An 11,873-nucleotide genomic window follows, 5' to 3' on the forward strand; every position below is an offset into this window, starting at 1 on the left:
GCCGCTTGAGGAAAGAGCCAAACCCGCACAGGGGTCATCGGGCAATAAAAAACGGAACCGGCCATAAGACCGGTTCCGATTTGAGAGGCGTGCTGATTTGGTTCAGCCAGCGGCTGAAACGTGTCGAAGCCTAAGTGTCAGGCGGGGTTTTGCCCTTTGTTGACCGCATCTGCGGCGGCTGCACCGGCGGCAGCTTTTTGTTCTTCAGTTATGTTCTCAGCCTCATCCAACCCCGGGATGGCGACGCGCACCTCGCGGCGGGCGAAGTCGATACCATTTGCGTTGAATTCGGCCTTCACACGGTTAAAGATTTCCTTACGCAATGTGAATTGCTTACCGGGCTTGGCCATGAACTTGCCTCGGATGATCATACCGACATCGTCGAAGTCGAACACACCCTGAGATTTGAAGGGCTGCAGGAAGCCATCTTTGTGAACCTCGTCCTGCATCATCTCGGCACCGATCTTCTTGAAGATCTTCTTGACCTTGTTGGGGTCGGTGTCGAACGGCACAGTAAATTTCAACTTCATGATCACCCAGTCACGGCTGAAGTTGGTGAGCTTTTGAATCTCGCCATAAGGTATAGTGTGCACCGGACCACGATGGTGGCGAAGCTGCATTGAGCGGATCGAAATTTTCTCGACCGTTCCCATGGTCCCGCCGACATCGACATATTCGCCGACGCGGAAGGCGTCATCGATCAGGAAGAAGATGCCGCCAACGATATCGGCCACCAGTTTCTGCGCACCAAAGCCGATGGCCAGACCCAAAACACCAGCACCAGCCAGCAGCGGCGTGATGTTGATGCCCAAGGCGCTCAGGGCTAGTAGGCCGAAGATCACCGAGATGGTGACTTGTGCGGTGATCCGCAACAAGGGCAGGACGGTCGCCAGACGCGAACCACCCGCGCCGCCACCTTCTCCGCCGGCTTCTTCATCCAGCTCCTCGGCCGCTGTCTGTTCCTTGGCCAGACGACGGTTAATCCACAGCGAGACGATCTCGTTCAGGATGTAGCCGACAGCGATGATCAGCAGGAACTCGATGATTGCGCCGCCAACTTCGGCACCGATTCCTGCGGACGCAACATGGCGCAGATCTAGCTGCCAAACACGGGAAATCATGAAGACGACGAAGAGGCCAGCAATCACCCGACCGATGCGAATATAGCTGCGCTTGGCCGATCGGTAGGCGCGTTCTGCTAATGGCCCTTCGCCCGACATTGGCGGCTGCAGGTGGCGCACCAAACCACGTATCAATGTATCAAGTGCAGGTGCAATCAACAGCCAGAACATGGTTGTGAAATGCGCTCCACCGGACAGCACGCGGATCAGCGCCGGGTTGCGTTGTGCCACCAGGAATTCGACCAGCAGCCAAATCACGACCGAAACGCCGATTGCAAAATACGGGTAATACCGCGCGACTTCTTCGTCGAACTTGGTGTGGTCTGGGTCGGTGCCCAGCATCATCTGTGACAAACCTTCGCGCGCAGTCCAGGCGATTATGCCAATATAGACGTGGATTGCTGCGTTCAGCCAGAAACCGATGCGTGTCTGATCGCCGGTTACCCCGTTGAGCGCGTTGAACCTTAGTACGAACAAGGTAAAGCCGATCAGGATCAGCAGACCGATCAGGTTGCGATGCAGGTATTTTGCCCAGTGGTCGTCAATGTTTACCAATCGGAATTGTGGCTTTTGCGGCGCAAGAACAAAGCGCGAGACTGCTGCCCCCAGACGCGGCACCCAGATTAGGTAGAATACAAATGGGGCTGCATAGATGATCTGCTCGGGGCTCAGCAATCCTCGGCCAATCGCCCGAATGACGACGTAGAATACGATAAGCCCTGCAATTTCGCGGCAAAATCGGCGGAACAGGTAGTTCACAGCGCCTCTGAGATCAGCGTCACCCGATGGCTCGGTTGCCTCATGCCAGCGGCGGGTCAGGAAAATGAATAGCTTCTCAGCAATGAAGCCGACTATCAGGACCGAGAGCACCAGCCCCATTAGCGTCAGAACACCAGCGCCCCCCAATTTGTCAGAGAAATTGCTAAATGCAGTGATTTGCGCACTGATGATATTGGGAACTGTGGTCAGAACATGTGTCCAGGATGCGACCATTTCTGCCCAGATCTCATTGAGCTCGGTCAGCGGGTCTTCCTGACCTTCCTTTTCCGCCGCTTGCTTTTCGGCAACAGCGTCAAGGCGTTCCAGAAGGATTGCCCGTACCTGGTCGTCAGACATGCGCGCAACCAGATCATCAACCTGTTCTGGCGTCAGATCTTCGGGAATTTCAACTGTAGCGGTTGTGCTTGTGTCTTGTGCATGAAGTGGCACGGCCAGGAACAAGACTGAAATCATCGCCAACAATAGGCGGAATGAGTGGAACATGAATTAGCCCTCGAACACGAAATTTAGGTGTTTTTTCGGGATCATAGGCCTACGCGTTGGATTTTCCCAGTGCTTTCCACTGAATTGCATCAGCCTGGCGCAAAAAAAAGGCCGAGCACTAAGCTCGGCCGTAGTCCAACAGGGAGGTATGAAGATGATGAGCGTTTCAGCATCACCGCCTTCATGTGCTCATTTAGGGATCAGTTTATTAACGATCAAGGTCTATTAGCAGACCCCGGCGTCATGTCCGCTATGCTCTGAGTGCATGGCTATAGCTTGCCCAATTGCCTCAGCTGTTTGCGATGGGCGATTATCTCATCCTGCACAAAGTCCCGGAATGCCGCTATCCGTTTGGAATGACGCAATTCTTCGGGGTAGGCGAGGTAAACCGGCACATCAGCACTTTCGATGTCTGACATGACGGGGACCAGATCCGGGAAGTCCTCTGTCACATAATCAGGAAGTACTCCGATACCCAGATCATGCAGCACGCCCTGAAGAACGCCGAAATAGTTGTTCACGGTCAGCAACGAGCCGGGATTGTATGTCATAAGGTGACGAACCATCGACGCGCTTGCCCCAACCTGAGGGGCTGCGGGCGTTTGGCAGATCAATCGGTGCTTGGAAATGTCTTCCAGCGTTTCAGGCGCCCCACCATGAGCATCCAAATAGCTGCGCGTTGCATAGAGCAGCATCTGCACAGTCATCAGCCGTTTGCGCACGAGATCGGCCTGGCTGGGCTCTTTCATGCGGATGGCCACATCGGCTTCACGCATTGGCAGATCCAATACCCGTTCTTCAAGCATGAGGTCGATATTGAGGTCGGGATACTGTTCATAGAGCTTCGGTAGGCGCGGGGCGAGCCACAGCGTGCCGAACCCGAAGGTGGTGGTCACCCTCAGTACGCCAAATACCTCATCTTCGCTATCCCGGATACGCGCTGCAGCGGCATCCAGACGTTTCAGCATAGCTGTCGTAGCATCGAACAACAATTCGCCTTGTTCTGTCAGAATCAGGCCGCGTGCATGGCGGTGGAACAAGGTTGCATCGAGTGATTCTTCAAGCGCGCGGATCTGACGGCTCACCGCGGATTGAGATAAATTGAGCTTGTCTCCCGCGTGTGTGAGGCTGCCAGCGTCTGCAACCGCGTGAAATATTCTGAGCTTGTCCCAATCCATCGCCGCAACTTTCGTTATCCTCGCGCAGCCCTATATGAAACAGGTAACAAATTCCACAATGAAACCCGGAAATCGTTACGTAATAGAGTAAAATCACTATACAGGTCAGTATTTATGACCTAATATGCACGAGAATAAAGCACACTAATCCGACGAGGGGAGACGTCAGATGAGTCAGCCGAAAATTTCACTCAACGACCGGTTCGACCTGTCCAAAAGCCCGGTTCTTTTGAACGGCACGCAGGCACTGGTGCGTTTGATGCTGATGCAAAAAGTACGAGACACTGCGGCGGGATTGAACACAGCAGGTCTGGTCACAGGCTATCGGGGGTCTCCGCTTGGGGCTGTAGACCTTCAGATGTCTCGTGCAGAAAAGCAACTTGCCGAAAAGGATGTCACCTTTCAATTCGGATTGAACGAAGATCTGGCTGCAACCGCATTGTGGGGCAGCCAACAGGCGGGGCTGCGTGGCGACGGAAAATTCGATGGTGTTTTTGGGCTCTGGTATGGCAAGGGGCCGGGCGTAGATCGATCCGGTGATGTGATGCGCCATGCCAATATGGCGGGCACGGCGCAACATGGCGGTGTATTGATGGCCATGGGCGATGATCACACGGGTGAAAGCTCGACCGTTTTGCATCAGTCGGAATGGTCACTGGTGGACATGTATATGCCCGTGGTCAGCCCGGCAGGTGTGCAAGAAATTCTGGACTATGGCATCTATGGATTTGCGCTCAGCCGCTTCGCCGGGGTCTGGGTCGGGCTGAAAACGATGAAAGACACGATCGAAGTGACTTCCGTCGTAGATGGCCGCCCTGACCGAATGCAGCTGGTCACCCCTCAATTCGATATGCCAGAGGGTGGGCTGAATATTCGGCTGGGTGATACGCCGCATCTGCAGGAAGCGCGCGTAATCGACCACAAGCGCTTTGCGGCAGAGGTCTTTTCGCACGCCAATAAGTTAGACAAGAGGGTCTGGGGAAAACCGGGCGCCAAGATTGGGTTTGTGGCGGCGGGTAAGAACTGGCTTGATCTGACTCATGCCATGTCGCTGCTGAACATCAACCCGGATGAGGCCGAACGGCTAGGCATTACCACCTATAAGATCGGGCAGACTTTCCCCTTGGATATGAAGGGCTTCCACGATTGGGCTGAGGGGCTGGACCTGATCGTGATCGTCGAGGAAAAGCGCAAGCTGATCGAAGTTCAGGTCAAAGAAGCGATCTTTGACGACCGTCGTGGGCGCCGTGTTTATGGCTGGTACAAAGGCGGCGCGGGGACGCTACACCGCGAAGAACTGTTCCCGACCCGAGGGGCGCTTGACCCGATCATGATTGCCGAGAAGCTGGGTGAGATCCTAATCGAAGAGGGGCGCGATACAGATGGCGTTCGCGCCGGACTGGAGGCGCTGTCCGAAGCGCGCCGGGCTGACAATGCGCAGGAAATCGCGGCGCGTTTACCATACTTTTGTTCTGGATGTCCGCATAACAGTTCAACCAAGCTGCCTGATGGCAGCCGAGCCTATGCCGGGATTGGCTGTCACTACATGGTGCAGTGGATGGATCGCGAAACCACCGGTTTCACCCAGATGGGCGGCGAAGGGGCGAACTGGATTGGCGAGGCTCCGTTTTCAACCACACAACATGTGTTCCAAAACCTCGGCGATGGCACCTATAACCATTCCGGCGTGCAGGCGATCCGGGCGGCACTGGCTGCGGGCACAAATATCACCTTTAAGATCCTCTATAACGACGCCGTTGCGATGACCGGAGGTCAGGAGAACGAAGGTGGGCTAAGTGCCGAACGCATCGTCGCCGAGGTCCGTGCGATGGGTGTCAGCAACGTCGCTGTCGTTTACGACGAAAAAGAAGATGTGAATTTTGGTGCGTTGCCTTCGGGCGTTGAGACGTTCGAGCGTTCAAAACTGATGCAGGTTCAGGAAAAATTCCGCGAAATCGAGGGTGTATCGGTCATTGTTTATGTCCAGACCTGCGCAGCTGAAAAGCGCAGGAGACGCAAGCGCGGCACGTTCCCCGACCCCGATAAGCGAGTGTTCATAAATACTGATATCTGTGAGGGTTGCGGAGATTGCGGCGTTCAGTCGAACTGTGTTTCCATCGTACCGAAAGAGACCGAACTTGGCCGCAAGCGTGCGATTGATCAGTCAAGCTGCAACAAGGATTTTTCCTGCTTGAACGGGTTCTGCCCGTCTTTTGTAACCGTTGAAGGGGCGAAAATCCGCAAAGAGGCGACGACCGACCTCGACTTGCCCGATCTACCGGACCCCGTTTTGCCACAGATCATTGGCACTCATAACGTCGTAATTACCGGAGTTGGCGGCACAGGCGTTGTCACCATCGGGGCGGTTCTGGCGCAAGCCGCACAAATCGACGGCAAGGGTGCCGGTATGATGGAAATGGCCGGCCTCGCACAGAAGGGTGGCGCCGTACATATCCATTGCCGTCTGGCCAACCGGCCCGATGATATCAGCGCGATCCGTGTTGCCACTGGCGAAGCGCATTCGCTGATCGGTGGTGATCTGGTGGTATCGGCCGGGGCCAAGACGCTTGGCCTCACGCAAACCGGCCAGACCGGCGCTGTTGTGAACAGTCATGAGATTATCACCGGTGACTTCACGCGCGATACAGAATTCACAATCCCCAGCGATCAATTGCAGCTTGCGCTGCAGGCGCGGTTGAAAGACGGGGTGGCCCTTTTCGATGCCACCGATCTGGCGCGAGCCGTGATGGGCGACTCGATCTATTCCAATATGATGGTCTTTGGCGCAGCCTGGCAGCGTGGTCTGCTACCGATCAGTCACCAAGCGATAATGGGTGCTATTGAGTTGAATGGTGCGGCGGTCGAGCGCAACAAACGCGCCTTTGAAGTTGGTCGCTGGGCGGTGACCCACCCCGACGACGTGGCCAATATTTTGCGCCCCAACGTAGCAGAGTTACCAAAGACCCTCGATCAAGTGATCGATTTCCGCGCTGCGCACCTGATCGACTATCAGAACAAGCGGTTGGCGAAACGTTATCGCAAGCTGGTCGACAGCGTTGCAGATCAACACGTTCGTGAGGCTATTGCCAAAGGCTACCATAAGCTTTTGTCATATAAGGATGAATATGAAGTCGCCCGATTGCTGCTCGACAGTCGCCAGAAGGCGGAGGCCGAGTTTGATGGTGACTTTAAGATGACCTTCCATCTTGCGCCGCCAACCCTGGGGACGAAGGGCGACAATGGCCGCCCGGCCAAGAAAGCGTTCGGCGAGTGGTTTCTTGGTCCGTTGAAGGTTCTAGCCAAGCTGAAAGGTTTGCGCGGCACTCCGCTGGATATCTTTGGCTACACGACAGAGCGCAAAATGGAGCGTGCTCTGATCCGCCAGTATGAAAAGGACATGAAAGAGGTTTTGCCCAGCCTGACACCCGAAACCAGTGATGCGATCGCGGCCCTTGCGGCTCTGCCATTGGACATTCGCGGTTTCGGTCCGGTTTTGGTCGCGAATGAAGCCAAGGCTGCGAAACGTCGCGAGGAATTGTTGGCTGTTATTCGCGATGGCGGGCCTCAGATGAAAGCTGCGGCAGAGTGAGGCTTTACAAGCTTGTCATCAAACCTATGCAAACTGGCTACCCGGCCTTATCTAAGCGGCAGCAAACCGGAGTAGCCAATGCCCTCGCGCCATCACGTCGCTCGTGACATCTCTTACGCCCATTCCGCAGAAACGCGGAGCGGGCGTATAGTGATCAAGCTGATGGAAAACACGACCGGTCGTCTGCGTCTTATCCGCCGCGCTGACGGGTATGAGCAGGAGGTCGCACAGGGGCGTGATTTTTGGTCCGTAATGGTGGATCGATATGGGCTGACATTAGACGTGGTTGGCGGTGCGTTGTCGAACATCCCAAAAGATGGGCCATTGATCCTGATTGCGAACCATCCTTACGGCATTCTAGACGGGCTAATGATGGGACACATCCTGTCTCAGACTCGGACAGACTTTCGCATTCTCGCCAATCATGTTTTTCGCAAAGCTGAAGACCTGAACAGCATCGTGCTGCCAATTTCGTTTGATGCCACAAAAGATGCGATGAAGCTGAATCTTGCGACTCGCAAAACCGCTCTGAACTACCTAAGCGATGGTGGTGCAATCGGGATCTTCCCAGGTGGCACAGTCAGCACTGCGGCCAAGCCATTTTCTCATCCGATGGATCCGGGCTGGCGGGGATTTACAGCGCGGATGGTTGCCAAATCCAATGCGACCGTTGTGCCGGTTTTCTTCGATGGTCACACCTCGCGTTTGTTCCAGATTGCCAGCCATCTGCACAACACTCTGCGGATGGGGTTGCTGATCAAAGAGTTCAAGAAACGTGTCGATACCCCCGTCCGCGTGGTTGTAGGAGACCCCATTGGGCGCGACATTCTGGACCCGCTGGGCAAGGATACGCGCAAGATGATGGATTTCCTGCGCAAAGCCACGTATGAGCTGTCTCCAGAGCCATTGAAGTCTTATGACTATGGCTATGAATTCGAGGAACGGCATCGCGCCTGAAGGGGCAAATGGCAGTAGGTATCTTTGATTCCGGATTGGGTGGTTTAACCGTCCTGAACGCCGCGCAGAAACGTCTGCCCGACGTTGATTTCCTTTATTTCGCGGACAGCGCGCATGCGCCTTATGGTGTGCGCGATGCCGAGGATATCTTTAACCTGACACGAAACGCTGTGCAGGACCTTTGGGATCGCGGTTGCAATCTGGTGATTCTGGCCTGCAATACCGCAAGCGCCGCCGCCCTGCGTCGGATGCAAGAAGCGGGCGTGCCAGAAGGAAAGCGTGTACTGGGCGTATTTGTGCCTTTGATTGAGGCGCTGACTGAACGGCAATGGGGCGACAACTCTCCGCCGCGTGAGGTTCAGGTGCAGCATGTTGCGCTGTTTGCGACGCCCGCGACAGTGTCGAGCCGTGCGTTTCAGCGGGAGCTGGCGTTTCGGGCGATAGGGGTTGATGTCGAAGCGCAAGCCTGCGGCGGGGTGGTGGACGCCATCGAAGAGGGCGACATGATCTTGGCCGAGGCTTTGGTACGCAGCCATGTGGATGCTCTGAAGCGCAAGATGCCGGAACCGCAAGCAGCCATTCTGGGCTGTACGCATTACCCGCTGATGGCAGAGACGTTTCAGCAGGCGCTCGGACCGGATGTGAAAGTCTATAGCCAGGGTGATCTGGTTGCGGAAAGCCTTGCAGACTACTTGCAACGGCATCCGAATATGCTGGGTGAGAGCACCGATGGCTTCCTGACAACGGGTAAGCCGGGCGTTGTGACGGATCGCGCGACTCAGTTCCTGCGACGACAAATCACCTTTGAAGCCGCCTGACCTAGGTCAAGGACGGCGCTTTTCCGATTCCGTAATTCGTTGACCGTCACAGCGGCGGTCACCCCATGTGACACATGAATGAAAGAGGTCTGACATGACCCACAAAATCGCAATTCTTGGCGCTTCTGGTTACACCGGCGCGGAACTCGTGCGGCTGATCGCCGGGCATCCGAGTATGGAAATCAAAGCTCTGGCCGCCGAACGGAAGGCTGGACAGACAATGGCGCAGGTATTTCCGCATTTGCGCCATATGGATTTGCCGGTGCTTTGCAAGATTTCCGAGATCGACTTTAGCCAAATCGACCTGTGTTTCTGCGCTCTGCCGCACAAGACCAGTCAGGAAGTCATTCGCGAACTGCCCAACACCTTGAAAATTGTTGACCTGTCAGCAGATTTTCGACTTCGCGATGGCGACGAATACAAGAAGTGGTATGGGAATTCACATGCCGCGCTTGGGCATCAGGAAGAGGCGGTTTATGGTCTGACCGAGTTCTACCGTGACGAAATCCGCGGCGCTCGGCTGGTTGCCGGGACCGGATGCAATGCCGCGACGGGTCAGTATGTGCTGCGTCCGCTGATTTCGGCGGGTGTGATTGATCTGGATGACATCATTCTGGACCTGAAATGCGCGGTCTCGGGCGCAGGTCGGGCGCTGAAAGAGAATCTATTGCACGCAGAACTCAGTGAAGGGGCGAACGCATATGCCGTTGGCGGGACGCACCGGCATCTGGGCGAGTTTGATCAGGAATTCACGGAACTGGCTGGACGGACGGTGCATGTGCAGTTCACACCGCACCTGATCCCAGCCAACCGGGGTATTCTGGCCACAACCTATGTAAAGGGTGACCCGCAGAGCGTGTATGAGACACTTCAAGCGGCCTATGAAGCCGAGCCCTTCATTGAGATGCTGCCATTTGGCGAGACGCCCTCGACCCACCATGTGCGGGGGTCGAACTTCTGCCATATCGGTGTCGTTGGAGATCGGATCGAACGCCGTGCAATCGTGGTGGCAGCATTGGATAACCTGACAAAAGGTAGCAGTGGGCAAGCCTTGCAGAACGCCAACCTGATGTTAGGTGAGGATGAAACCCTGGGTCTGATGATGGCCCCCTTGTTCCCGTGAGGACGGTATGAAAACGCTTAAGAAACGTCGTCGTGTACAAGTCATTCTAGTGGCTGTTGCGGCCCTGATACTGGCGACGGGTCTGATCGGATATGCGATGCGTGATGGCATCAACTTCTTCCGCTCACCCAGTCAGGTGATTGCAGAACCGCCGAAACCGAGCGAGGTGTTCCGCATAGGTGGATTGGTCGAAGAAGGTTCGATCATTCGCGGGCAGGGTGAGACTGTGCATTTCGTCGTGACCGACGGCGGTGAAAGCGTAAAGGTCGCTTTTACCGGTGTTCTGCCTGATCTGTTCTCGGAAAATCAGGGTATGGTGGGCACCGGAAGTTATGTGAACGGAGTTTTTGAAGCCACTGAAATCCTTGCGAAACACGATGAAACCTACATGCCAAAAGAGGTTGTGGACGCATTAAAAGAGCAAGGCGTTTATCAGGAATCAGGCGATAGCTGAATGCAGCATCGCTGAATGCCATCGGCGTCAAATTTCTAAACAGAAGAAGCGGGGCGTTGCGTGCGAGAGGTAGGCAGCGCCCTTTGTTTTGCAGTGGTGTTAACGAAATTGTCCGACCGTTTGCCAAAGTTTGGCATAGGGTTGACGATGTTGACGGTACGACAGATTGCAAAAGGGATCGTGGCGCGGGAAGGTGGTTTTGTGGATGACCCCGATGATCCCGGCGGTGCCACGAAATACGGGGTGACGATCCATACCATGCGCCGATTGGGTCTCGATCTGGACCGAGATGGTTCGGTGACGCAACAAGACGTGCGCATGCTTAGCAAAGCGCAGGCCGTCGATATTTTTCTGGAACACTATTTTGAGAAACCACGCCTTCAGGTGCTGCCGAACGCCGTACAGGCATCCGTGTTCGACATGTACGTCAATGCAGGAGCTCAAGCGGTGAAAATCCTGCAGAACCTGCTGCGGCAGATGGAGTATGACATTACGGTTGACGGGGTCATCGGCCCTCAGACTGCGCAGGCGAGCCGGGAGGCGGCTAGTCCAAAGCCTCTGGTGTTTCGTGATGCCTATGGGGTCGCAAGACGAAACTATTACTTCCGTTTAGCAGACCGGCGGATGGCTCTTCGTAAATATGCCAGAACACGCGCGGGCGGCAAAGGCGGATGGATCAAGCGTGCCGAAGAGTTTTTATCGCCCAAGTATCATCTGAGCGAGGACGCGTTTCAGAAAAGGGTTTCGGGATGGGTTTGATCTCGGGTTTGTTGGCGCTCTTGTTTGGCGGAGGTCGCAATGTGGTTCGCGAAACTGCGGAAATGTTTCGCGAAAATGTAGAAAGCGGTGCCGAGCGTTCTGTCGAACTGCGCAGTGCGGCCATGGCGCAATTCGGCACTGAATTCCAAGCCCCAAGCAAAACCAGATTTGATCGGTTCATGGACGGGCTGAATCGCCTTCCGCGACCGGCGCTGGCTTTGGGAACATTGGGTTTGTTTCTGGCCGCCATGATCGATCCGCTGTGGTTCGCAGCACGTATGCAGGGAATTGCGCTGGTGCCAGAGCCACTGTGGTGGCTGTTAGGGGTGATCGTGTCGTTTTACTTTGGCGCGCGGCATCAGATCAAAGCGCAGGATTTTCAAAGAGAAATCAGCGCGACAATGCTGAGGGCGCCTGAGGTGATCGCCAATCTTGAAACGATCCGCGGGTTGCGCGATGACAGTCCGGGTGTCGCCGATACTGGCTCGGACGCATCGTTGGCCGAAGCAGTCAACCAGCCGGATTCGAACCCTGCATTGGAGGACTGGAAGCGGCTACGAAAGACCTGAGGCGCGACATTATGTGCGGTGATCCGAGGCGAATGTGAATGG

Annotated in this window: 9 protein-coding genes; 7 read left to right on the forward strand and 2 right to left on the reverse strand. The window is 55.4% G+C overall.

What is annotated here, in order from left to right:
- Positions 1 to 137 precede the first annotated feature (137 nt).
- The gene (locus tag ACR0CZ_RS10455; protein WP_170393177.1) at positions 138 to 2,384 is read right to left on the reverse strand and encodes a mechanosensitive ion channel family protein; all 2,247 of its coding nucleotides are present in this window, start codon (positions 2,382 to 2,384) and stop codon (positions 138 to 140) included.
- 269 nt (positions 2,385 to 2,653) lie between these two features.
- The gene (locus tag ACR0CZ_RS10460; RefSeq protein ID WP_170393176.1) at positions 2,654 to 3,562 is read right to left on the reverse strand and encodes a LysR family transcriptional regulator; all 909 of its coding nucleotides are present in this window, start codon (positions 3,560 to 3,562) and stop codon (positions 2,654 to 2,656) included.
- 169 nt (positions 3,563 to 3,731) lie between these two features.
- Between ACR0CZ_RS10460 and ACR0CZ_RS10465 the strand changes: the two genes are divergently transcribed.
- The 7 genes from ACR0CZ_RS10465 to ACR0CZ_RS10495 all read left to right on the forward strand — a co-directional run bounded on the left by ACR0CZ_RS10465 (position 3,732) and on the right by ACR0CZ_RS10495 (position 11,831).
- Positions 3,732 to 7,151, forward strand: coding sequence for an indolepyruvate ferredoxin oxidoreductase family protein (locus ACR0CZ_RS10465; RefSeq protein WP_480536952.1), 3,420 nt, complete (start codon positions 3,732 to 3,734; stop codon positions 7,149 to 7,151).
- A gap of 78 nt (positions 7,152 to 7,229) precedes the next feature.
- Complete coding sequence (locus ACR0CZ_RS10470; protein WP_170393174.1) at positions 7,230 to 8,108, forward strand: lysophospholipid acyltransferase family protein; 879 nt, start codon at positions 7,230 to 7,232, stop codon at positions 8,106 to 8,108.
- An 8-nt stretch (positions 8,109 to 8,116) separates the two neighbouring features.
- Positions 8,117 to 8,926 carry a glutamate racemase gene (gene murI / locus ACR0CZ_RS10475; RefSeq protein WP_170393173.1) on the forward strand — a complete coding sequence of 270 codons (810 nt, stop codon included), beginning with the start codon at positions 8,117 to 8,119 and terminating at the stop codon, positions 8,924 to 8,926.
- 94 nt (positions 8,927 to 9,020) lie between these two features.
- A complete protein-coding gene (gene argC / locus ACR0CZ_RS10480; protein WP_170393172.1) occupies positions 9,021 to 10,049 on the forward strand; it encodes an N-acetyl-gamma-glutamyl-phosphate reductase in 1,029 nt (342 codons plus the stop codon).
- Between the two features lie 7 nt (positions 10,050 to 10,056).
- Positions 10,057 to 10,503 carry a cytochrome c maturation protein CcmE gene (gene ccmE / locus ACR0CZ_RS10485; RefSeq protein ID WP_170393171.1) on the forward strand — a complete coding sequence of 149 codons (447 nt, stop codon included), beginning with the start codon at positions 10,057 to 10,059 and terminating at the stop codon, positions 10,501 to 10,503.
- Between the two features lie 147 nt (positions 10,504 to 10,650).
- Positions 10,651 to 11,262 (forward strand): holin-associated N-acetylmuramidase, encoded by a 612-nt coding sequence (locus ACR0CZ_RS10490; protein WP_170393170.1) that lies wholly within the window; start codon positions 10,651 to 10,653, stop codon positions 11,260 to 11,262.
- The gene (locus ACR0CZ_RS10495) at positions 11,253 to 11,831 is read left to right on the forward strand and encodes a holin family protein (RefSeq protein ID WP_170465392.1); all 579 of its coding nucleotides are present in this window, start codon (positions 11,253 to 11,255) and stop codon (positions 11,829 to 11,831) included. The genes ACR0CZ_RS10490 and ACR0CZ_RS10495 overlap by 10 nt, the downstream gene beginning before the upstream one ends.
- The last annotated feature ends 42 nt before the right edge of the window (positions 11,832 to 11,873 follow it).

This window comes from Ruegeria sp. H9, assembly GCF_056532915.1.